Raw genomic sequence first — 23,126 nt, 5'->3', positions numbered from 1 at the left:
TGACTGAATCAACCGACCATCAGAGGCCGAGCAGCATCCGCTGCGGGTTTTCCAGCTGGTTCTTGATGTCCACGAGGAACAGCACGGCATCGCGGCCGTCGATGATGCGGTGGTCGTACGACAGGGCGATGTACATCATCGGGGCGGCGACTACCTGGCCGTTCTCGACGATCGGGCGCTCCTTGATGGTGTGCATGCCCAGGATGGCGCTCTGCGGCGGGTTGACGATCGGGGTGGACAGCAGCGAGCCGAAGGTGCCGCCGTTGGTGATCGTGAACGTGCCGCCCTGGAGGTCGTCCAGGCCGAGCTTGCCGTCACGCGCCTTCTTGGCGTAACCGATGATGCCCTTCTCGACATCCGCGAAGGACATGTCCTGCACGTCGCGCAGCACCGGCGTGACCAGGCCCTTCTCGGTGGACACGGCGATCGAGATGTCCTGGTAGCCGTGGTAGATGATGTCCGAACCGTCCACCGAGGCGTTGATCACCGGGTAGCGCTTGAGGGCTTCCGTGGCGGCCTTGACGAAGAAGCTCATGAAGCCCAGCTTCACGCCGTTGGCCTTCTCGAACTGCTCGCCCAGGGCCTTGCGCAGCTTGACCACCTCGGCCAGGTTCACTTCGTTGAACGAGGTGAGCATGGCGATGGAGTTCTTCGACTGCATCAGGCGCTCGGCGATGCGCGTGCGGATGCGGGTCATGGCCACGCGCTCTTCCGGACGCGATCCCGGGGTGGGCTTGGCGGCGGGCGCGGCGGCAGCGGCCGGTGCGGTGGCGCCACCCTTGCCGGCGTTGACCAGGTCTTCCTTGGTCACGCGGCCGTCGCGGCCGGTGCCGGCGACCTTGGACGGGTCGATGTTGTCTTCCACGGCGACACGACGGCCGGCGGGGGAGAGCTCGTCGACACCCTTCGGGGCGTCCTTGGACTCGGCCTTCTCGGCCTTGGGCGCTTCAGCGGCGGCAGCGGCCTGAGCCGGGGCGGGCGCGGCAGCGGCGGCGCCTTCCTCGATCACGGCGATGACCTGGCTGCTGGTGACCGTCGAGCCTTCCTCGAACTTGATCTCCTTCAGCACGCCGTCGACGGGCGAGGGCACTTCGAGCACGACCTTGTCGGTTTCGAGATCCAGCAGGTTCTCGTCGCGCTTGACCGCGTCACCGGCCTTCTTGTGCCAGGTGGCGATGAGCGCGTCGGAGACCGATTCCGGCAGGACCGGGACTTTGACTTCGATGGACATGCTTGCCTTACTCCGCTGCGTGATCGGTGCCGACAGGCGCCACGAGCGCCTGCTCGACAAGCGCCGTCTGTTCGGCGATATGGGTATTGAGGTGGCCGGCGGCCGGCGAGGGCGAGCGCGAGCGTCCGGCGTAGGACAGGCTCTGCTTCGGCCCGATGCAGGCTTGCAGGTGGTGGCGAATCTGGAACCAGGCGCCCTGGTTCATCGGTTCTTCCTGGCACCACACCACCTCCTTCACTGAGGGGTATTTTTCCAGTTCGGCCGTGACTTCCGGGCGCGGGAACGGATAGAGCTGCTCGACGCGGACGATGGCCACGTCGGTCAGTTCACGCTTCTGGGCGTCCTCGAGCAGGTCGTAGTAGACCTTGCCCGAGCACAGCACCATGCGCTGGACCTTCTTGGCCGGCAGTTCGCGGTGCTCGCCGATCACCAGCTGGAACTGGCCGCGGGCCAGTTCGTCCAGCGAGGACACGGCCAGCTTGTGGCGCAGCAGCGACTTGGGCGTCATCACGATCAGCGGCTTGCGCACCGGGCGCACCTGCTGGCGACGGATCATGTGGAACGCCTGCGCCGGCGTGGTGGGCACGCAGACCTGCATGTTGTCCAGGGCGCACAGCTGGAGGAAGCGCTCCAGGCGCGCGGAGGAATGCTCCGGACCCTGGCCCTCGTAGCCGTGCGGCAGGAACAGCGACAGGCCGCAGAAGCGATCCCACTTGGCTTCGCCGGAGCTGATGAACTGGTCGATGACGACCTGGGCGCCGTTGGCGAAGTCGCCGAACTGGCCTTCCCAGATGGTGAGCTGGTCGGGCGAGGTGGTGGCTTCGCCGTATTCGAAGGCCATGACGGCTTCTTCGGAGAGCAGCGAATCGATGACGTCGACGCGGGCGTCGGCGCGGATCTTGGACAGCGGCAGGTAGACGTCGTCGCTCTTCTGGTCGTGCAGCACTGCGTGGCGGTGGAAGAACGTGCCGCGACCGGCGTCCTGGCCGACCACGCGCAGGTCGTTGCCTTCGGCGATCAGCGTGCCGTAGGCCAGGTTCTCGGCAAAGCCCCAGTCGCCCGGGATCTCGCCGGCGGCCATCTTGCGGCGGTCGTCGTAGATCTTGGCGACACGCGGGTGCAGCGTGACATCGGAGGGGATGTCCAGCAGCACGTCGAGCACCTTGCCCAGCTGCTCGCGCGGCACGCCGGTGTCCACGGACATCGACAGCTTGTTGTTCTGGAAACGGCTCCAGTCCACCGGGATGTCCCGGGTGGGGTTCGGATTGATCGCGATCAGCGGCTCGCCCTTTTCCAGGCGCGCGCGGTAATCGTCGAGCATCTTCTGGCCGTCGTCCGCGCCGATGGTGGAGGCGGCGACCAGCGACTGCGCGTAGAGATCGCGCGTGGTCGGCCGCTTGCGGATGACCTGGTACATCAGCGGCTGGGTGGCAGCCGGCTCGTCGGCTTCGTTGTGGCCGTGACGGCGGTAGCAGACGAGGTCGATCACCACGTCCTTCTTGAACTGCTTGCGGAACTGGTAGGCCAGGCGGGTGACCTGGATCACGGCTTCCGGGTCGTCGCCGTTCACGTGGAACACCGGCGCGTTGACCATCTTGGCCAGGTCGGTGCAGTACAGCGTGGAGCGGGCGTCTTCGCGCTTGGACGTGGTGAAGCCCACCTGGTTGTTGACCACCATGTGCAGCGTGCCGCCGATGGCGAAGCCACGGGCCTGCGACATCTGCAGGAGCTCCATGTTGACGCCCTGGCCGGCAAAGGCGGCGTCGCCGTGGATCAGCACGGCCAGCGACTTGTCGCGCGCAGTGTCGCGACGGCGCGACTGGCGCGCGTGCACGGAGCCGGCGACCACCGGGTTGACGATTTCCAGGTGCGACGGGTTGAACGCCAGGGCGACATGCACGCCGCCGTTGGGCGTCTTGACGTCGGTGGAGAAGCCCATGTGGTACTTCACGTCACCCGTGTGGATGGCGCTGTCGTCGTGCTCGAACTTGCCTTCGAACTCGTTGAAGAGCTGCGAGGGCGCCTTGCCGAGGATGTTGACCAGGACGTTCAGGCGGCCGCGGTGGGCCATGCCGATGATGACTTCCTTGACCCCGTTGTCGCCGGCGGCGCGGACCACGTCGTCGACCATCGGGATCAGGCTGTCGCCACCTTCCAGCGAGAAGCGCTTCTGGCCGACGTACTTGGTGTGCAGGTAGCGCTCAAGGCCCTCGGCGGCGGTGAGCGCCTCCAGGACACGGACCTTCTCGGCCTTTTCCAGGCCCGGCGAACCGGCGGCTTTCTCCAGCCGCGAGTAGATCCACGAGCGCTGCTCGTAATCGGAGATGTACATGAACTCGGCGCCGACGGTGCCGGTATAGATGTGCTTGAGCTTCGCCAGCAGGTCGCGCAGCTTCATGCGCTGGCCGCCACCGGCGAAGGTGCCCGCGTCGAACTCGGTGTCCAGGTCGGCGTCGGACAGGCCGTGGAAGGCCAGGCCGAGGTCCGGGGTGTCGATATCCGGGACGGTGAGGCCCAGCGGATCGAGCTGGGCGGCGATATGGCCGCGCGAGCGGTAGGCCGTCAGCAGGCGCAGGACGCCGGCCTGTTTCTGGGCATACGCGTTGTCGGCCGAGCCGGCAGCGGGCGCCGCGACCGCGCCACGGCGCTGTTTCTGCGCGGCCTCGATGCGGGCGATGACAGCGGAGTGGGCGACATCGCCGGCCTCGCGGCCCTTCAACGCCTTGAAATAGCCATCCCACTCGGCCGGCACGGAACCGGCATCGGCCAGCCAGGCCTCGTAGATCTGCTCTACGTAGTCGGCGTTACCGCCGGCGAGCTGGGAGGATTCGGAAAACTCGCGGATCAGGTTTGCGCTCACGTCACCACCGGCACACACGAAAAAGACGGGTTGCCGCTGGGCGCAAGGGGGCGCGCCGCGGCATAAGAATCCGTTAAGTATAGCCCCGTGGCGCTACACGGCGCCAACCCGAATTCACGTAGGGGATGCCTTTCAGATTCCGAGTGGTCTTATCTGCCAGGCGGGCTCGGCCCGCTCCCAGACCTCATCGAAATAGTCCATGAGACGAGAGGTCTCACCGGGTGCGTCGAGGTCGCCACGGGCTTCGAAGCGCCCGGCCACCGGCCGGAACAGGTAGCCACTTTTCGTATCGCAGATGAACGCCGATGCGTAGGCGAGGTGCACCTCGTCGAGCGGGACGCGGATCGACACCGCCGTAGGCAGGCGCTGGGCGAGGGCGACCAGCCGGTGACCGTCGCGGTGGGCCTGCTCCGCATCGTGGGTAAGGATACGGACCTGGGCCTGTCGGCCGCTGGTGGCGAGTCGGCGCAGTTCGGTGAGAATCGCCTCACTGTCCAGCTCGCCCACGGCCATCCTCGGCAGGTACAGCGCGGCACGGTAGCGCGCCTGGCTCAGCAGGCGCATCTTGGCGAGCTCGAGGCTGGCGCGATCGTCTGCGGCCAGCACCGTGTCCGCCGGTCCGTTCACCGGCGGCGACCCTTGCGGACCGCGAGGGCGCCCTCGTTGACCAGGGCCAGCAGCAGCTCGCGTTCGGCCGGCGAGGGCGCGCGGTCGAGCCGGACGTCCCGCTCGGCGGCCAGCCGCTCGGCCAGTTCGGCCGGGCAGGCATAGGCGTTACCACTGACGAACAGCGTGGCGGCCTTTTTGCCGCCGACCCAGGCCAGCCGGGCGTACGGATGGCGAACCAGACCGGCGCCTGCGGCCAGCGCCTTGTCCAACGCCGCGGCGGTGGTCGCCTTGGGCGGGGCGGCAGGCGACTGGGCGTTGCGGTAGCGGGTGATGAAGCGCCCGAACCAGTCGGCCAGCAGGTCGCGGTCCAGCGCCCCGGCGAAGGGCAGCGTCTGACGCAGCCGGTTGAGCGCGGCCGTGTCGATCTCGCCGATGCGCTTGACCGGGGCGAGGTCGGCATCGGTGTAACGCAGTTCGTCGGGCATGCGCTCGGCGAGGAAGTCGGCCAGATCGCCGGTGAGCTCCGCCTGCGAGGGCGCGCGCATGCCGACCGAGAGGGTCATGCAGTCGCCGAGGGCCACGCCGTCGTGCGGGACGCCGGGCGGCAGGTAGAGCATGTCGCCGGGCTCGAGCAGCCACTCGTGGGTGGGCAGGAAGTCCTTCAGTTGCTTCAACTCCACGTCGGTGCGGAAGTCGAGCGGGGCCGCCGGGTCGTCGCTGATGGCCCAGTGGCGCTGGCCGATACCCTGGATCAGGAACACGTCGTACTGGTCCACGTGTGCACCGACGCCGCCACCGTCCTCGGCGTAGGAGACCATCACGTCGTCCACGCGCCAGCTGGGCAGGAAGGCGAAGTGGTCGAGCAGCGCGGCGACATCGGCGTCCCACTTGTCGACGTCCTGGACGAGGAGCGTCCAGTCGCGCTTGGGCGTCTTGCTGAATTCGGCTTCGTCGAAGGGGCCGGTTTTCACCGTCCAGCGGTCGCGCTTCTCGTCGTGGACGATGAGGCGGGCCAGCACGCCTTCTTCGCAGGCCAGGCCGGCGAGGTCGTTGGGCTCGATGGGCGGCTGGAAGTTCTCGAAGGCGTTGCGGATGAGCAACGGGCGCTTCTGCCAGTAGTCGCGGAGGAAGTGCGCGGGAGTCATGCCCAGGGGATGGGTGGACGTGCCGCGGACTTCGATGGGGAGGGCTTTGCGGGAGGGGGTTTGGATGGCCATGGGGCGGGATTGTAGCGTGGCGTGTGGCGGGGGCGTGCGGCGAGGACGCGGCCGGCGCGCGGCCGAGGGCGCGGCCGGGTCGGACCTTGGGGCCTTCGGCGCTGCCCTTCGGGGCGGGCCGTAGCTGTGTTGTCGCTCGAAGCAGGGTGCGCGGCCCTCAGCTCAGGCGGCCCCAAGATCCGCCCCGGCCGCGCCTGCGTACGGTGTGGAGGCCTGGGGGAAGAGCTTTGGGGCGTCGCTGCGTTTATGAGGTCTTGGGCTGGGTGCTTTTGGGCGTGCCGAGCGTGGACTGAATCTGGTCGAGTTCGCGCATGTATGAGGCGCTTTCGCCGGCGCTCAGGAAGCCTTGGTTGGCGTGGTCGGCGCGGGCTTTCTTGACGACCTGGGTGACTTTGGTCGACAGGACGGTGCTTTCGGCATGGAAGAGGTGGCCGGATTTTTCCGCGGTGGTGATTTGCGCGGAGAGGGATTCGGCTCTTGCGGTGAGGCGTTGGAGAAGGGCGTCTTTGGTTGGTGCTGGTGCGGCGGCTTGATTCGTAGCGCCTGACGAGGCTAGCGAGGTTTGCGCCAGGAGGGCGGCGGGAATGGCTACGGCCAGCAGGGAAGCAAGCACGAGGGAGGTTCGACGTTTGGTGGTCATCGGCGGGCTCGCGGTGGCTTGGGTGCGAGCATTGTTCGGCGTGATCGATGAACGGTCGATGTGGGCCATATCGACGCAAGGATTAGACATGTTGCGATAAGTGGGTGTCAGGTTGTGAACTCTTCTTCCCGCTGCTTGGTCGCTTCTTCATCCGTTCCTGGCGGCGGGAAGTGGTACCAGGCTTCATGCGGCGATGCGCGCTTGCATGACAGGCAAGTGGTCATGGACCAGAAGTGACCGCAGCCCGGACAGCAGCCGGCCGTCCAGAAGGTATTCCACCATGTACGGCAACCCGAGCCGGGTTCACCGGGTCCGCAAACCCATCGGCTATCTGGCTTGGGTTCCCAACTGCAAAGTGGGCAGTAAATGTGAGGCTCGTTACTCATCGAGAAATTACTCACGAGGGCGACCGGTCGTGAGAATAGGCGCGTTGTTATAGCTTGTCTGTAAGGGAACCCCTACAGGCATAGACGCGTCGAGGCCCGGTCACGGGCAGGCCGATGAGACTCATCGTGCGAGCGACGGTGGCACGTGCTTATCCATGGCGTGCCACGACTCGTCAACATGGCGGCATCACGGAGAACACCATGGACGAGAACGGACAAACGGGTGAGGGCAGCATGGCGATCGCTGTCGATGCCAGCGTCAATACGCTGCTCAATGACGCGCATGCGTGGCTGCGCTATGCGGGCGGCGTCACTGGCTTGCTGGTCGAATCACTCGAAGACGATGGAGTGGGACAAGCTATAACATGCTTCTCCACCCCGTTTGCCTCTGTATTCGTAGAGGTGATGGGTGGTTACGCTCTGAGCGAGTTCGGCCACTTGTTGCCGCTGCTCGAGCGCACAGTGTGACCACCCAGCGCCTCGTCGCCGCACCATGCAAGCAACCGCGGCTCCGGCATGGCGGCTTCGAGACAAGCCGGGGCCATGCAATAAGACCCCACAAAAAAACCCGACTCACCCGAGCCGGGTTTTCATGACCACGTAACCCACAGAAACTCAGATCTCGCGAGCCAGCTTGTCCGCCAGACCGATATAAGAAGTAGGCGTCAGTTCCGCCAGCGCACGCTTCGCATCGGCCGGCAGGTTCAGCCCGTCGATAAAGGCGCGCATCGAGTCCTTCGTGATGCCCTGGCCGCGGGTCAGCGCCTTGAGCTGTTCGTACGGTTCCGGCAGGCCGAAGCGACGCATCACCGTCTGCACGGCTTCGGCCAGCACTTCCCAGCTGGCGTCGAGGTCGGCGGCGACGCGCTCGGCGTTGACGTTGAGCTTGCCCAGGCCCTTGAGCAGCGACTCGATCGCGACCAGCGAGTGGCCGTACGCGGTGCCGAGGGCGCGCAGCACAGTGGAGTCGGTGAGGTCGCGCTGCCAGCGGCTGATCGGCAGCTTCTCGGCGAAGTGGCCGAGCAGGGCGTTGGCGAGGCCGAAGTTGCCTTCCGCGTTTTCGAAGTCGATCGGGTTGACCTTGTGCGGCATGGTCGAGGAACCCACTTCGCCGGCCTTCAGCGCCTGGCGGAAGTAGCCCAACGAGATGTAGCCCCACACGTCCCGCGCCAGGTCGATCAGGATGATGTTGATCCGGCGCAGCACATCCGCGAACTCGGCGATGCCGTCGTGCGGTTCGATCTGCGTGGTGTACGGGTTGAAGGTGAGGCCCAGGCCGTCGACGAAGTGCGCGGCGAGCGACGGCCAGTCCACGTCGGGATAGGCGATGACGTGGGCGTTGTAGTTGCCCACGGCGCCGTTGATCTTGCCGGGGATCTCGATGGCGACCAGCTGCTTGCGCTGGCGCTCCAGGCGCGCCACGACGTTGGCGATCTCCTTGCCCATGGTGCTGGGCGAGGCGGTCTGGCCGTGCGTGCGCGACAGCAGCGACAGGCCGGCGTGTTCGTGGGCGAGAGCGCGCAGGCGGGCGATCACCTGGTCAAGCGCGGGCAGCAGCACGGACTCGCGGGCGTCGCGCAGCATCAGCGAGTAGGCGAGGTTGTTGATGTCTTCGCTGGTGCAGGCGAAATGCACGAATTCCTTGGCCTGGGCCAGGGCGGGATCGTTGCCGATCTTTTCCTTGATGAGGTATTCCACCGCCTTGACGTCGTGGTTGGTGGTGGCCTCGATCGCCTTGATCCGCTCGCCGTCTTCGATGGAGAAGCCGTCGGTGATGGCCAGCAGGCGGGTGACCGCCTCGGCGGGGAAGGCCGGCAGCTCGACGATGCCCGGGTGGGCGGCCAGGGCCAGCAGCCAGTGGATCTCCACGTGCACGCGACGATGCATCAGGCCGAATTCGCTGAAAATGGGGCGCAGCGGCTCCACCTTGGCGGCGTAGCGGCCGTCCAGCGGCGAAAGGGCGGTGAGCGTGGCGTGGGACATGGAGGTGTTCCTGGGGCGTTTCGGTTAGTTCTTTAGTATACCGTTCGGGTAAAGCATTCGCGCACGGCGTGCGCTCCTACATGGCTTGATTGGAGGTTTTCTTATGACCCGGTTTCGTATTGAACGCGACAGCATGGGTGAGCTGAAGGTGCCCGCCAAGGCCCTTTATGGCGCCCAGACCCAGCGCGCCGTGGACAATTTCCCCATCTCGGGCCTGACCCTGCCGCGCGAGTTCATCCGTGCGCTGGGGCTGATCAAGTCGGCCGCCGCGGAGGCCAACGTCAAGCTGGGCCACCTGGACAAGGCATCGGCCAAGGCCATCCGCGCGGCGGCGGAGCGCGTGGCCGCGGGCGAGGTGGACGAGCATTTCCCCATCGATGTCTTCCAGACCGGCTCGGGCACCAGTTCCAACATGAATGCCAACGAGGTGATCGCGCACCTGGCCGATGCGGCGGGCAGCACGGTGCATCCCAATGATCACGTCAACGCGGGCCAGAGCTCCAACGACGTCATTCCCACCGCGATCCTGGTCAGCGCCACACTGGCCACCAGCGAAACGCTGCTGCCCGCCCTGAAGCACCTGCGCAAGACCATCGACGGCCGGGCAAAGGAGCTGAAGAAGGTGGTGAAGACGGGGCGCACCCACCTGATGGACGCCATGCCGATCACCTTCGGCCAGGAACTGTCCGGCTGGTCGGCGCAGATCGACGACGCGATCGAGCGGATCGGCGACACGCTGAAACGCACCCGGCGCCTGCCGCAGGGCGGCAGTGCGGTGGGCACGGGCATCAATGCCGACCCGAAGTTCGGCCCGGCGGTGGCGGCGGAGCTGTCGAAGATGACGGGCGTGAAGTTCGAGTCCGCGGCCAACTACTTCGCCGGCATGGCGGCGCAGGATGCGCCAGTGGAATTGTCCGGCCAGTTGCGCACGCTGGCCGTGGCGGTGATGAAGATCGCCAACGACCTGCGCTGGATGAACTCCGGGCCGCTGGCCGGCCTGGGCGAGATCGAACTGCCCGCGTTGCAGCCGGGGTCGTCGATCATGCCGGGCAAGGTCAATCCGGTGATTCCCGAGGCCGCGGCCATGGTGGCGGCCCAGGTGATCGGCAACGACGCCACCATCGCCATCGCGGGTCAGTCGGGCAATTTCCAGCTCAACGTCATGCTGCCGGTGATCGCATACAACCTGCTGCAGTCGATCGAGATCCTGGCCAATGTCACCGTGCTGCTGGCGGACAAGGCCATCGCGGGCTTCAAGGTGAACGAGGAACACATCCGCGAAGCGCTGGACAAGAACCCGATCCTGGTTACCGCGCTCAATCCCGTCATCGGTTACGAGAAGGGCGCCGCGACCGCCAAGCAGGCGTACAAGGAAAAGCGACCGATCATGGACGTGGCCCTGGAAACCACCGGCTTGTCGAAGACGGAGCTGGCTAAATTGCTCGATCCCGCGGCGCTCACCAAGGGCGGTATCCACGGCGGCGGATCGGGCGGCGGCGGCTGATTCGCAATTTTTTGTAAGCGGAGTGTGATCGGTTAGGCTTGTTATTGAGAACTATTCGCATTATCGTCCGCGTCGATCCCTTCCCCGGCTCGACAGGACGTTATGCAACGCCAGATCGGCATTCTCAATTCGCTCCACTCGCCGTTGCTCTGCGAGATGATCGGCAGGGCCGGTTACGACTTCGTCGTGCTGGACCTCGAGCATCAGCTGGTCTCACCCGATCAGCTGATGCACGCCATCCGCGCGTGCGAGGTGGTGGGTTGTGAGCCGTGGGTCCGCGTACCCGAAGTCGATGCGAAGCTGATTGGACGCGTGCTGGATGCCGGTGCGCGGGCCGTGGTGATACCTCGCCTGGAAACCGCCGCACAGGCACGCGATGCCGTAGCGGCGGCACGTTTTCCGCCGCTGGGGCGTCGCGGCATCACCGGCGGCCGCGTCACTGGCTTCGGCCGGGAACCGCTCGATGCCTATATCGAGCGTGCCAACCGCGATATCCGCATCGTGCCCATGATCGAGAGCAGGGCGGGCGTGGAGGCCATCGACGAGATCCTTGCCGTGCCCGGCGTATCGCTGGTCATGGAAGGCGCGCTCGATCTGTCGCTGGATATGGGCCTGGGCCCCCAGCCGTTGCACGCTGACGTATGGGACGCCCTGTTGCACCTGGCGGCGCGTTGCGCCGCGCACGACATCCCTTTCTGCGCCAACCCCCGCACGGCCGAGCAGCGTGCCTACTGGCTCGCGCACGGCGGGGCGTGGCTGCTTGCCGGTGAAGACCGTGGCCTGTTGCAGGGCGCGTTGCGCGCACGGGCCGGCGAACTGCGTGAACCGTAATCCCTCTTAATTCATGTCAAGGAAACGTTCCATGAAGCACCGCCTCCGCCAGCGGCACATCGTTATCGCGCTGGGCCTTGCCGTGCTCGCGCAAGCCGTGTCGGCACAGGACGCCACGATCGCCTCCACCACGGCCACGCCGCAGGACAAGGCGCGCAAGCTCGATGCCGTGACGGTCACCGGCAGCGTGCTGGGCGCATCGCGGGCGGAGGACGTGAAGACGTATGCGGGCAGCCGTCAGGTGATCGATCGCGAGGCGCTGGCCACGGGTGCCAACCGCTCGCTGGACGATGCCTTGCAGCGCGTGCCCGGCGTGAAGATCTTCGACGAGACGGGTACCGGCGTGCTGCCGCAGATTGCGTTGCGCGGGCTGTATGAAAGCCGCAGCGGACGCGTGCAGGCGCTGCTGGATGGCATTCCGCTGTCGCTGGCGCCGTATGGGCAGACCAGCCTGTCGCTGTTCCCGGTGACGCTGAACCAGATCGACCGCATCGACATCGTGCGCGGCGGTGCCGCCGTGCAGTACGGCCCGAACAACGTGGGCGGCGTCATCAATTTCGTCAGCAAGCCCATTCCCGACACGTGGCGCACCACGGTCGGCGAGCGCATCACCGCGTATGGCCGCGGCCAGATGCTGCGCGACACCTCCGTGTCCACCGGCGGCTACCTCACGCCGAACTTCGGCATGCAGCTGGATGCCGATTACCTCAAGGGCGAATACTTCCGCGGACACAGCGGCACGAACGTCAAGAACGTCCGCCTGCGCACCGAGTGGTGGATCAGCGACGACAAACTGCTCAAGGCGGACGTGCAGCGCTACGTCGCGCGCATGGACATGGCGGGAGCCTTATCGGTCGCCGACTACGAGGACGACCCCCGCCAGGCCACGCGGCCGCTGGATCGTTTCCACGGCAGCACCACGCGCGCATCGCTGACTTACGAGCAGGACCTGGGCGCATGGTGGCTGTTCGACACCTCCAAGTTCAGCTGGAGCAACTTCAGTTCCGACAGCGAGCGCAACTTCATCGTGGGCATGCGCCGTTCCTCCGCGCAGACCTGGCGTTCCGACCTGCCGCCGCAGCTGCTGCAGAGCGCGCCGCGCGGCTTCAAGGTGTACGGCACGCAACCGCAGTTCAGCCTGCATATCGATGGACCGGTGACCCAGCAATGGACGGTGGGCGCGCGTGCGGTGCACGAGGACATCGATTTCCTGGTCGGCAACACCGGCCTCGACAACGGCGTGTACACGCTGGTGCGTGACTGGCAGTTCCGCGACCGTGCCTGGGCGGCGTACGTCAGCGATGCGATCGGCTTTGCCGACGACCGACTGACCGTGACCCCCGGCGTGCGCTACGAGCACCTGGACGCTACCTATCGCAACCTCGCCAACGGCGTGAGCTTCGAAAACAACGTGCGCAATGCATTGCCGGGCCTGACCGTCGGCTTCAAGGCCTCGGACACGTGGTACGTGTACGCGGATGCGCAGCGCTCGCTGCGCGCGCCGCAGGTCACGCAGATCGTGTTCGGCGACAACCTGGATTCGGAGCTGGCCTGGAACTACGAGCTGGGCGCGCGTTTCCAGCCCACCGCGCGGACGGCCATCCACGCCGATCTGTATCGCATCGACTTCGACAAGCAGATCCAGCTCGACAACACCACGCGCACCTACGGCAACATCGGCAAGACCATCCACCAGGGCCTGGAGGCCGACGTCGCGTGGTCGCCTGAAGCGCTGGATGGGCTGAAGCTGACCGCCGGCTACGCCTACCTGGACGCCGAGCAGCGCTCGGGCGCCTTCGAGGGCCTGCGCGTGCCGTACACCTCGCGCAACCAGGTGAATGTGGGCGCGTCGTACACGCGCGGTCATACCACCGTCGCGTTGTCGGGTTACTACTTCAGCAGCGCTTTCACGGATACCGCCAACACGCGGGCCGAGAACGCCATCGCCTCGGTGGGCCGCTTGCCCGCGTACGCCGTGTGGAACGCGCAGTGGACGCAGACCCTTCTCACGCAGGGCACGTCGGTGCTCACCGGGTCGCTGGCGCTGAACAATCTTTTCGACAGGCAGTACTGGTACAGGGGAATCGATACCAGTCCGTGGGGTCGCCAGCCGGCCCCGGGTCGCAGTGTGACCCTCGGACTGGAGCTGGCTTTCTAACGCTCCACGTTGCAAGGAACTCCCCCATGGTGTCCTCCCCCCTCGTCATCCTCGCGCACATCGCGCATCCCGCCGTCCTCGACGGCTTCCTCCCCGCCGCGCATCGCCTCGGCCTGCGCGTGGTCATCGCCACGGACCGGCGGCTGGACCATCTCGAGCGCCTGAGCGCCACCGACATGCCCGTGGACGTCGTCGCCTGCGACGTCTTCAATCCGCTGGCCGTGATCGACGCGTTGCGCAATGAAGGTATCCGGCCGGCGGCGGTGTTCTCCAACAGCGATCACCTGCAGACCGCCACCGCGCTGGTGGCGGCGGAGTTCGGCGTGCCGTGCAAGGACTGGCGCGTGTGCTACGCGGCGAAGAACAAGGCCGCCATGCGCGAACGGTTGCGCGAGCGCGGCCTACCGTGTCCCTGGTTCCACATGCTGGCGCCGGGCGAACAACCACCGGCGGACACGCCGTATCCGGTGATCGCGAAGCCACGCGAAGGGGTGGCCAGCCTGGACGTCCGCCTGTGTGCCTCTGCCGAGGATTTGCTGGCATACCTGGACGCGTTCCGCCGCCAGGGGCCGGAGCGTGCGGTGTTGCTGGAAGCCTTCATCGAGGGCCCGCTGTTCACGCTGGAGACCCTGGGCGACGGGCATCGCGTGCAGGCCATCGGTGGCTTCGACGTCACGTTGTCGCCGCCGCCGGATTTCATCGAGCGCGAAGCGCACTGGAACGGGCCGCATGGCGTGGCCTGCCGCGAGCAGGCGCTGGCGCAGGTGATCGCCTTCGGCGTCGGCTTCGGGGTGTGCCACAGCGAGTTCGTCGCCACGCCGAAGGGTCCCGTGCTGATCGAGATCAACTACCGCAGCATCGGCGACGGCCGGGAGTTCATGCTCGATGCGTTGCAGCCGGACGGCTGGTTCGAGCGGATACTGCGCCTGCACCTGGGTCATCCGCTGGAAGATGCCGTGCCCAGCGAGCGCCGCGCGATGGTGCGCTATTACGTGGCCACGGAGGAAGGCACGCTGTCCGCCTCGCCGACCGATCGCGAGGAAGCCGGCGACGGTGCGCACGGGGTATTCCGCGCCCTGCGCAAGACCGGCGACGAGATCCGCCTCACCCGTTCCAACAAGGATTACCTGGGCGCGCTGAGCCTGGTGGCCGACAACGACGACGACCTGGCCCGCGCCTTGTCGCGTATCGAGTCCGGCTTGCGCTGGCACATCGCTCCGGTGGAGTCGCACGGATGAGCGGCCTTGCGGACATGACGGACGAGGCGTACATCGTGCGCCGGATCATCGATACCTGCCTGCGCGAGGACGTGCGCGGCATCGCCGGTCGCGGCGCGTTTGCGCAACCATCCGCAGCCGTCCGCTCGCACTGGAGCGGCACGCCGCCCCAGGGGTGGTGGCGGATCGAGCATCTGCCGGCCGGCGTGATCTGGTTGCCGGCGGCACCGTGCGACGCGATGCAGGATGTGCGCGCCGAGGCGTCGCGCTGGTTGCGCGAGGACGGCACGGGCGTGGTGGAAGAGGGTGGGGCGGCCTGCTGGCTAGCCCATCTGTCAGACGGGCTGGACGAGCAAACCGTGGCGCTGCACCGTGCGTATGCCGACGAGGCGGCCTGTGCCATCGCCCATCGCGGCCTGGCGCGCGAGGCGTTCGATCGCGATGCCGCGATGCTGGCCCACGCACTGGACCACCCGACGTGGGACCAGCGCCTGCTGGCCTGCGATCGCCTGGCTAGCTTCCGCGATCATCCGTTCTATCCCACCGCCCGGGCCAAGTCCGGCTTCGGCGGTGACGACCTGCGCCGTTACGCGCCGGAATACGATCCGTCGTTCGCCCTGCGCTGGCTGGCCGTGCCGGCCCCCTGCGTGACGGTGACCACGCCCCCGCCGGCTTTCTGGCCGTCCATGGCGGACGTGGGCCTGCCCTCCTCGCTGGACGCCACACACGCACTGCTGCCGGTCCATCCGCTCACCTGGTCGCGTATGGGCGAGGGCGGCGAGGCCGAGGGACTGGCCTTGCCGCAAGGGTCTCATCGCGCACCGCACGCGTGGTTGACCGTGCGGCCGACACTGTCCGTACGCACCGTGGTGCCAGTCGATCATCCGCGCGAGCACCTCAAACTGCCCTTGCTGATGCGGACGCTGGGGGCGCTCAACCTGCGTCTCATCAAGCCGTCCACGTTGTACGACGGGCACTGGTTCGCGCGGGTGCTGCGCCGCGTGGCCGAGCTGGATGGCGCGCTGCGCGACCGCTACGTGCACGTGGACGAATCGCACGGCGGCCATGTGGACGAAGCGCGTCATCTGTCCTGGCTGGTGCGCCGTTACCCCAGCCTGGACGACGCCACCCTCGTCCCCGTCGCGGCGCTGTGCGCCACGCTGCCCGATGGTCGCGCCATGGCGATGCACGTGGCGGACCGCTGGTACGGCGGTGATGTCCTGGCCTGGTGGACGGCGTACGCCGGCTTGCTCTGCGACGTGCACCTGCGCCTGTGGCTGGTGCACGGCATCGCGCTGGAGTCCAACCAGCAAAACGCCGTGCTGATCCACGAAGCGGGCCATCCGCTGCGCCTGCTGATGAAGGACAACGATGCCGCGCGCGTCCTGCTGCCCCGCCTGCGCGGCACGCTGGGTGATCTGGAGCCGTATGGACATCTGCGCGATGCCCGCATTGCCGTGGACGACGATGCGGCGCTCGCACGGATGTTCTGCACGATTACGTTGCAACTGTGTCTGGTCGCGGTGATCGAAGGGCTGGCGGAACAGCGCGCCGATCTTCGCGATGCGATGTATGCGGTGCTGCGCGACGCACTGGAGCACACGCTGGGCGTGCTCTCGGCCGAGGGCGTCGACACCGCGCCGGCCCGCCGCCTGCTCGATGCGCCGCGCCTGCCGGTGAAGTACCTGCTCAGCGCGGGCAGCCTGCTCAGCAAGGCGGCCAGCGGTGCGGCGGACATCAACAAGTTCTACGGCGAGAGCGGGCCCAACTTCATGCGGGATACGCGTGACGACAGGCCTGCCGGTGCGTTCGTCGCGCAGGGAGCGGGTTGATGCGCATCCTCGGGCCGGTGCTGTTCGCGCACTATCTCGCGGCGTTCACGGCGCTGGGCATGCCGTTGTTCATGCCGCGGGTGCTGGGTGTGCTGGCTCCCGGAGCACCTACGTGGCTGGTGGGCACGCTGTACGTCCTGCCCACGGTCTGCACCGCGCTGACTGCCACGGCGTGGGGGCGTTGGGCGGACCGGCATGGCCGCCGGCTGTCCCTGCTGCGCGCGCAGGCGGGCCTGGCCGTCGGTTTCCTCATCGCCGGCTTCGCGCCCAACCTTCCGGTGTTCGTCGCGGCGCTGATTATCCAGGGCACCTTCGGTGGCTCGCTGGCCGCGGCCAACGCCTATCTGGCCACGCAGTCGAAAGCCGGCGCGCTATCGCGCGCGCTGGACTGGACGCAGTATTCCGCGCGGCTGGCGATGGTAACCGCGCCGATCCTGCTCGGCCTGGCCACGCGCACGGGGCTGACCCACGAGCTGTACGGTTACCTGGCCGTGCTGCCGTGCCTCGCGCTGCTGGTCACTTCGCGCCTGCCGCGCGATGTGCCACGCGTGGTGGCATCCACGAAGGCCGCTTCGTCTACGTCGCCCGTGCCAGCCACCACTCCGATGCATCACGCCGGGGACGTGTCGCCCACATCGGTCCTCGCGGGCCTGCTCGCCATCCAGTTCCTGTTCTGCTTCGCGATGGTGGTCACGTTCCCGTATTTCCTGCCGTACAGCGAGCACCTCGGCGTACGCGACGATGGCGTGGCGGGCTGGTTCTACAGCCTGCCGCACCTGGTCTACCTGGTCGCCATGCCCTGGCTGCGGCGGATGGGCACCTCGCCGTTGACCCTGCTGGCGGGGCTGGCCGTGCTCGCGCTGGCGTGCGTCGGGCATGCCGTGCTCACCGTGGACACCTGGCTGCCGGTCATGCGCCTGGCCTACGGCGCCGGCATGCTGCTTTCCTTCGTCGGGTTGAACCGTGCCATGGCGGCGCAGTCGCACGAGCGGGGCGCGGGCACGTTGTTCGGCCGCTTCGACGCCACCGGCAAGTGGGCCGGTGCGTTGGGTGGCGTGGTCGCCGGCTCGCTGGTGGCGCGCTACGGCCTGGCGATGCCCTTCGTGGCCGCCGCGATCACCGCCGGCATGGCCTGTTTGCTCGCCGTCGCCGTCTATCTTCCCGCCACACGGAGAAACGTCCATGTCCCCCCACGTCATGCGTGATCAGTGGTACGACGCGCTGGCCCAGTCCCAGGCCATCGCGTGCTGGCTCAATTGCTACCTGCGTGAGTTCGCCTTGCCCGCCGGCGAGGTGGATATCGATACGTCCCATGCAGACGATCCCGTGGCGCTCGGCCACGCCGGTGGCACAGGCCTGCGCATCCGCTTTCCCGAAGCCGGTTACGCCATCGCCGTGCGTACGGGTCGCATGAGCCGGCTCGGTCGTTGCGACTACATCTCCGCCCCGTACCTCAAGCGTCCCGGTGAGCCCTGGCGCTGCGCGGATGCCACCGGCCTGGTGCACTTCCTGCTCGAGCGCGTGGCACCCGCGGTCGGCTTCAACGCCGAACTGCTGGCGCAGAGCGTCAACAGCGTAGACATCACGCGGCGCCTGCTGGCCCGCGGGCTGGACAAGGTGGCCAGCGGCGACAGCCTGCTGGATGCCGAGCAGGCCATGATCTGGGGCCATGCCATGCACCCGACCCCGAAAAGCCGCGAAGGCGTACCCGTCGAGGACGTGCTGGCCTGTTCGCCCGAGGCAGGCACGCGGTTTCCGTTGTACTGGTTCCGTGTCGATGCGGGCCTGCGCAAGCGCTACGGAATCGACGTGGATGCGACGCTGCTTCGCGCCGCGGGCGGCGAGGCGCTGTATCCCTGCCATCCCTGGGAGGTGGAGCGGGTGCTCGCCAACCCGGCGTTCCAGGCCGCACGCGCGCAGGGGCTGATCGAGCCGGTGGGCGAGCGTGGTCTGGCGTTGGGCCCGACTTCGTCGGTGCGCACGATGTACCACGCGGACCTCGACTACTTCCTCAAGCTGTCCATCCATGTCCGCCTGACCAACTGCGTGCGCAAGAACGCGTGGTACGAGCTGGAGAGCGCGGTGGCGCTGACGCGGCTGCTGGCGCCGGTATGGGCGGATGTGCGCCGACGCGTGCGCGGTTTCGATGTCCTCACCGAACCCGCCGCCACGACGCTGGATTTCGGTACGGCCAGCGAGGATGCCGACGCCGTGCGTGAACTCACCGAGAGCTTCGGCATGCTCTACCGCGACACGCTGGACGGCGCCACGCGCACGCGGTATCGCCCGGCCGTGGCGGGTGCGCTGTTCGCCACCGACCGTCACGGAGAACGGCCGTGCGAAGCCATGGTGCGCGAGCATGCCGAACGCGCTGGCCTGCACTACACCGCGGCCGCCGAGCGCTGGTTCGACAGCTATGCCGCGCTGCTGCTGGATGGTGTGTGGCTGGCGTTCTTCGAACACGGCGTGGTGCTCGAACCCCACCTGCAGAACACGGTGCTCGGTTTCGAGAATGGCCTGCCCACGCGCGTCTGGGTGCGTGACCTGGAAGGCACCAAGCTCAGCAACGATGCCTGGGCCGGGCCGCGCCTGGCGGACATGTCGCCGCGTGCCCGCGATTCGCTGCTCTATCCGCGTGACCTGGGTTGGAAGCGCGTGGCCTATTGCGCGCTCATCAACAACCTCGGCGAGGCTATCTTCCATATTGCGTCCGGCGCGGGTGCCGGTGCCGCGTTCGATCAACTGGAGCAACGCCTGTGGCAGGTGGTCGGCGGTATCGCCCGACGCTGGGGGCAGCGTTTCGGCGCGGAGTCGTTGCTGGACGCGCTGGTCGACGGTGCCGATCTGCCGAGCAAGAACAACCTGCGTACCCGCCTGTTCCGCCGCGCGGATCGCGAGTCGGATTACACCGCGCTGCCCAGCCCGCTCGTCGACCGGGCGATCCCGCGGGCTGCGGCATGAGCCTGGGGCCCGATGCCACCCGTGCCATTGAGGCCCTGCATCGCTGGCGTGCGGGCACGGACCAGCCGGTGTGTGCCTACGTGTACGACCTGGATGCGTTGCGTCGGCATGCCGAATGGATGGTGTCGCTGTTGCCGGCGCGTTGCGAAGTGTTCTACGCCGCGAAGGCCAATGCCGAGCCGCCGGTGTTGCGGACGTTGCGCCCCATCGTCCATGGCTTCGAGGCAGCCTCCGGCGGCGAACTGCGCTGGCTGCACGAGCACGAGCCCGGCAGTCGTTTGCTGTTCGGCGGACCGGGCAAGCTGGACGACGAACTGGCGCTGGCCGTCTCGCTGCCCGACTGCGCCATCCACGTGGAGAGTGTGGGCGAGCTGACCCGGCTCGCGGCGATCGCCGAGCGGGCGGGGCGCCGCGTGCCGGTCTTCCTGCGCATGAATATCGCACTGCCCGCGCTGGGCAGCACGCGTTTGATGATGGGCGGCCGGCCGTCGCCGTTCGGGCTGGACGAGGACGCATTGCCCGATGCGTTGGCGTGCCTGCGGGCATCGCCGTGGCTGGCGTTGCAGGGCTTCCACTTCCACCTGATGTCCCACCAGCCCGATGTCGATACGCATCTGGCGCTGGTGGATGCCTGCCTCGCCGCGGTGGCGCGATGGAGGCAGGCCTACGGCGTGGAAACGACGGTGGTCAACGTCGGCGGTGGCTTCGGCGTGGACTATGCGGAACCGTCGCGTTCGTTCGACTGGGCGCGCTTCTGCGCCGGCCTGGACGAGCGTCTTGCGCGGTATCCGGTGATGACACTGCGGTTCGAGCCGGGGCGCTATGTCAGCGTGGCATGTGGGTTCTACGCGATGGAAGTGCTGGATATCAAGCGCAACCACGGCCGCTGGTTCGCCATCGCACGCGGCGGCACGCATCACTTCCGCACGCCCGCGGCGCAGGGACACGACCATCCGTTCGTGACGGTGCGACGCGGCGGTGCGCCCGTGGTTGCCGACGAGGAAGTCACCCTTGTCGGCCAGCTGTGCACGCCCAAGGACGTGCTGGCCCGCGACCAGCGCCTGGAGTCGCTGGCCCCCGGTGACTGGCTGGTATTCACGCTGGCCGGCGCATACGCCTGGAACATCTCGCACCAGCATTTCCTGATGCACCCCCCACCGACGATGCTCTTCGTGTAACCGCCTCGCCCCTCGTGCGACCAACATGCCCTTCGTGTAGGAGCCCACGATGTGGGCGAACCCTCAGCCTACGTGCAGCGAATGAAGCCATGCGCCGCATCCGTGCCAGCGTTTTCGTGTTGAACGAAGCGGCTTTTAAAGCGCCTTAAAGCCGCCTTAGGCGAGTCTAAAAACGCTTGCCTGTACAGGCGGGCGGCGTCTTTCGCTGTAGCTACGTTGAGGGTTCGCCCACATCGTGGGCTCCTACACCATACAAAAAAACGGCCCTTGCGGGCCGTTGTCGTTGTGCAATGAACGGCCCCCGTGGGGGCCGTTGTCGTTCGTGCTCAGCTGTCGTCGCGCCAGCGGCGGAACCAGATAGCGCCGGCGATCATCACTACACCGGCGATCGCACCGATCCAGGCGGACGGGTTGGCCAGGGCGCTGTAGTGGTAGGTCAGGTCCATGCTGTTGAGCAGGGCCGCCGGGTTGTCGTGGCCGGTGACCACCAGCGTAGAGGACTTGGTGACCCAGCCACCCGGGGCCAGGCTGCCCAGCAGGCGTCCCACGATGTTCTTCCAGAACCAGCCGCTTTCCATGCCGGCGGCACCCATCAGGTTGAACCACGACACGATGACGCCGGCGCCGAGGGGCAGGGCGATCGCCCAGAGGAACGGTTTGCTGCGGGCCCAGGCGGAGCAGAGCAGCAGCCAGCCGATGGTGGGCAGGGCCCAGATGGCGTAAAGCGGGATCAGCAGCACCATCTTCAGCACCACGCCCACCGGATGCGCTTCCATCAGCAGCCGCCAGACGCTCAGGCCGTGCACCTGGCCGACGATGGCCACCACCAGGGCGAGGCACAAGCCGACGATGACACCGACCACGATCGCTATCACCGGGGCGAGCACCGCGGCACTGGCTACCTTGGACAGCACGGTGGAGGTGTCCGACACCGGCAGCGACTTCCAGAACAGGATGCTGCGATCGCGACGATCGTCGTACAGCGCGCCCAGGCAGTAGAAGAAGATGACGATGGCGGCCACCGCCAGGATGATGCCGGCAACGGCGTAGAGCATGATGTCGATGGCGGCGCCGGCGTTGCGCAGATCCTCGAGGCTCATGCCGCCCTGCAAGTGCATGTCGTCGAAGTGGAAGCCGCCCATGCGGCCGTTGTTGCCGAACATCTCGCCGACCGCGATGCCCATGAGGTTGATCGCGAGGAAGACGATGCCGGAGATCACCGGGGCCCAGAAGAACCCGCCCTTGTGTTCCCAGAACTCGCGCTTGACCAGCCAATAGAAGGTTTTCATACGTAGGTGCCCTTCATGGTGGCGACGAAAAGGTCGCCGATCGACGGACGTCGTACCTCACCGAGCTGTTCCAGCCGCGCTCGATCCACGTTGTCGAAGAGGAAGATGCTCTTGCCGAACACCTGGCGTTCGTCCAGCGGCCCCAGTTCCCGGGCGGCCTGCGCGTGCTCCGCGCCGACCAGCACCTCGGCGAAGCGCTCGCCCAGGCTGTCCATGTCGGTGTCCAGCACGATCTTGCCGTCGCGGATGAACATCAGGTCGGTGAGGATGTGTTCGATCTCCTCCACCTGGTGGGTGGTCACCACGATGGTTTTCTGCTCGTCGAAATAGTCTTCCAGCAGGGTCTGGTAGAACTGCTTGCGGTAGAGGATGTCCAGGCCCAGCGTGGGCTCGTCCAGGATCAGCAGCTTCGCGTCGATCGACATGACCAGGGCGAGGTGCAGCTGCACGATCATGCCCTTGGACATCTGCTTGACCTTCTGTCCCGGCTGCAGCTTGGTGCGGGCGAGGAAGGCGTCGCATTTGGCGCGATCGAAGCGGGGGTGCGTGTTGGCCACGAAGTCGATGGCGTCGCGCACCTTCAGCCAGCGTGGCAGCACCGCCACATCCGCGATAAAGCACACCTGTTCCATCAGCTTGCCGCGCTCGCGGCGGGGATCCATGCCCAGGACGTCCAGCTGCCCTTCGAAGGTGGTGAGACCGAGGATGGCTTTCAGCGCGGTGGTCTTGCCGGCGCCGTTAGGACCGATGAGGCCGACGATGCGCCCCGGACCGATCTGGAACGAGGCGCCGTCCAGGGCCAGCGACGACTTGAAGCGCTTGGTGAGGCCGGTGGCGGTAACGACCGCGGTCATGATGGATCCTCCGTGGAGCCGTGGGCTTCACGCATCAGGGTTTTAATGTCGAGGCCCATGCGCTGGAGGCGGGCGAACAAGGCCGGCCATTCCTCGCGCAGGAAGCGCTCCCTTTCACTTTTCAGCAGCGCGTCGCGCGCCCCATCGATCACGAACATGCCAAGACCCCTCCGTTTCTCAACCAGTTGTTCGTCGACCAGCTCCTGGTACGCCTTGGACACGGTCAGCGGGTTGATCTGAAAATCCCCCGCGACCTGGCGTACCGACGGCAGCGGATCGCCTTCGTTCAAGGCGCCATCCAGGATCATCGCCACCACGCGTTCGCGGAGCTGACGGTAGATCGGGATGCTGTCGTTCCAGGTGATGGACATGTAAT

18 protein-coding genes are annotated in these 23,126 nt (G+C 66.9%); 9 read left to right on the top strand and 9 right to left on the bottom strand.

What is annotated here, in order from left to right; translation table 11 throughout:
• Positions 1 to 19 precede the first annotated feature (19 nt).
• The 5 genes from odhB to FA89_RS19425 all read right to left on the bottom strand — a co-directional run bounded on the left by odhB (position 20) and on the right by FA89_RS19425 (position 6,626).
• Complete coding sequence (gene odhB, locus FA89_RS16640) at positions 20 to 1,231, bottom strand: 2-oxoglutarate dehydrogenase complex dihydrolipoyllysine-residue succinyltransferase (protein WP_036142367.1); 1,212 nt, start codon at positions 1,229 to 1,231, stop codon at positions 20 to 22.
• A 7-nt stretch (positions 1,232 to 1,238) separates the two neighbouring features.
• Positions 1,239 to 4,091 carry a 2-oxoglutarate dehydrogenase E1 component gene (locus FA89_RS16635; RefSeq protein ID WP_036142363.1) on the bottom strand — a complete coding sequence of 951 codons (2,853 nt, stop codon included), beginning with the start codon at positions 4,089 to 4,091 and terminating at the stop codon, positions 1,239 to 1,241.
• A gap of 132 nt (positions 4,092 to 4,223) precedes the next feature.
• Complete coding sequence (locus tag FA89_RS16630) at positions 4,224 to 4,718, bottom strand: DUF7931 domain-containing protein (protein WP_051938897.1); 495 nt, start codon at positions 4,716 to 4,718, stop codon at positions 4,224 to 4,226.
• Positions 4,715 to 5,917 (bottom strand): cupin domain-containing protein, encoded by a 1,203-nt coding sequence (locus tag FA89_RS16625; protein WP_036142361.1) that lies wholly within the window; start codon positions 5,915 to 5,917, stop codon positions 4,715 to 4,717. The genes FA89_RS16630 and FA89_RS16625 overlap by 4 nt, the downstream gene beginning before the upstream one ends.
• Before the next feature lie 244 nt (positions 5,918 to 6,161).
• The gene (locus FA89_RS19425) at positions 6,162 to 6,626 is read right to left on the bottom strand and encodes a hypothetical protein (RefSeq protein WP_051938896.1); all 465 of its coding nucleotides are present in this window, start codon (positions 6,624 to 6,626) and stop codon (positions 6,162 to 6,164) included.
• Between the two features lie 518 nt (positions 6,627 to 7,144).
• On the opposite strand from FA89_RS19425, the gene FA89_RS16615 reads away from it, so the two are divergent.
• Positions 7,145 to 7,411 carry a hypothetical protein gene (locus tag FA89_RS16615; protein ID WP_036142360.1) on the top strand — a complete coding sequence of 89 codons (267 nt, stop codon included), beginning with the start codon at positions 7,145 to 7,147 and terminating at the stop codon, positions 7,409 to 7,411.
• A 147-nt stretch (positions 7,412 to 7,558) separates the two neighbouring features.
• On the opposite strand, the gene purB is transcribed toward FA89_RS16615, so the two are convergent.
• Positions 7,559 to 8,926, bottom strand: a complete 1,368-nt coding sequence (purB, locus tag FA89_RS16610) for an adenylosuccinate lyase (protein WP_036142359.1) — start codon at positions 8,924 to 8,926, stop codon at positions 7,559 to 7,561.
• A gap of 103 nt (positions 8,927 to 9,029) precedes the next feature.
• Here purB and FA89_RS16605 point away from each other — a divergent pair, with 103 nt between their 5' ends.
• The 8 genes from FA89_RS16605 (at position 9,030) to FA89_RS16570 (ending at position 20,607) form a co-directional block, all read left to right on the top strand.
• Positions 9,030 to 10,430 carry a class II fumarate hydratase gene (locus FA89_RS16605; RefSeq protein ID WP_036142358.1) on the top strand — a complete coding sequence of 467 codons (1,401 nt, stop codon included), beginning with the start codon at positions 9,030 to 9,032 and terminating at the stop codon, positions 10,428 to 10,430.
• 102 nt (positions 10,431 to 10,532) lie between these two features.
• Entirely contained in the window at positions 10,533 to 11,261 is a 729-nt protein-coding gene (locus tag FA89_RS16600; protein WP_036142357.1) for an HpcH/HpaI aldolase family protein, read from the top strand.
• Positions 11,262 to 11,292: 31 nt separating this feature from the next.
• Complete coding sequence (locus tag FA89_RS16595; RefSeq protein ID WP_036142356.1) at positions 11,293 to 13,419, top strand: TonB-dependent receptor family protein; 2,127 nt, start codon at positions 11,293 to 11,295, stop codon at positions 13,417 to 13,419.
• Positions 13,420 to 13,445: 26 nt separating this feature from the next.
• The gene (locus FA89_RS16590; RefSeq protein WP_036142355.1) at positions 13,446 to 14,657 is read left to right on the top strand and encodes an ATP-grasp domain-containing protein; all 1,212 of its coding nucleotides are present in this window, start codon (positions 13,446 to 13,448) and stop codon (positions 14,655 to 14,657) included.
• Positions 14,654 to 16,468, top strand: coding sequence for an IucA/IucC family protein (locus tag FA89_RS16585; protein WP_081916714.1), 1,815 nt, complete (start codon positions 14,654 to 14,656; stop codon positions 16,466 to 16,468). Before FA89_RS16590 ends, FA89_RS16585 begins: the two co-directional genes overlap by 4 nt.
• Positions 16,465 to 17,673: an MFS transporter gene (locus tag FA89_RS16580; protein ID WP_036142354.1), complete on the top strand. Its 1,209-nt coding sequence runs from the start codon at positions 16,465 to 16,467 to the stop codon at positions 17,671 to 17,673. The genes FA89_RS16585 and FA89_RS16580 overlap by 4 nt, the downstream gene beginning before the upstream one ends.
• Positions 17,651 to 19,429 carry an IucA/IucC family protein gene (locus FA89_RS16575; protein ID WP_036142353.1) on the top strand — a complete coding sequence of 593 codons (1,779 nt, stop codon included), beginning with the start codon at positions 17,651 to 17,653 and terminating at the stop codon, positions 19,427 to 19,429. The genes FA89_RS16580 and FA89_RS16575 overlap by 23 nt, the downstream gene beginning before the upstream one ends.
• Positions 19,426 to 20,607, top strand: a complete 1,182-nt coding sequence (locus tag FA89_RS16570; RefSeq protein WP_036142352.1) for a type III PLP-dependent enzyme — start codon at positions 19,426 to 19,428, stop codon at positions 20,605 to 20,607. The genes FA89_RS16575 and FA89_RS16570 overlap by 4 nt, the downstream gene beginning before the upstream one ends.
• Before the next feature lie 326 nt (positions 20,608 to 20,933).
• Here the strand turns inward: FA89_RS16570 and FA89_RS16565 are convergent, their stop codons facing one another.
• Genes FA89_RS16565 through FA89_RS16555 form a run of 3 tightly spaced genes read right to left on the bottom strand, consistent with a single transcriptional unit; the run spans position 20,934 to position 23,121 of the window.
• The gene (locus tag FA89_RS16565) at positions 20,934 to 21,896 is read right to left on the bottom strand and encodes an ABC-2 transporter permease (RefSeq protein WP_036142351.1); all 963 of its coding nucleotides are present in this window, start codon (positions 21,894 to 21,896) and stop codon (positions 20,934 to 20,936) included.
• On the bottom strand, positions 21,893 to 22,750 hold the full coding sequence (locus tag FA89_RS16560; RefSeq protein WP_036142350.1) for an ABC transporter ATP-binding protein: 858 nt from the start codon (positions 22,748 to 22,750) through the stop codon (positions 21,893 to 21,895). Before FA89_RS16560 ends, FA89_RS16565 begins: the two co-directional genes overlap by 4 nt.
• Positions 22,747 to 23,121, bottom strand: a complete 375-nt coding sequence (locus FA89_RS16555) for a GntR family transcriptional regulator (RefSeq protein ID WP_036142347.1) — start codon at positions 23,119 to 23,121, stop codon at positions 22,747 to 22,749. Before FA89_RS16555 ends, FA89_RS16560 begins: the two co-directional genes overlap by 4 nt.
• Between the last annotated feature and the right edge of the window lie 5 nt (positions 23,122 to 23,126).

This window comes from Luteibacter sp. 9135 (assembly GCF_000745005.1).
In the GTDB taxonomy this organism is placed as follows: domain Bacteria; phylum Pseudomonadota; class Gammaproteobacteria; order Xanthomonadales; family Rhodanobacteraceae; genus Luteibacter.
The sequence above is the reverse complement of the archived record's forward strand: the minus strand, read 5'-3'. Positions and strand labels throughout refer to the sequence as shown.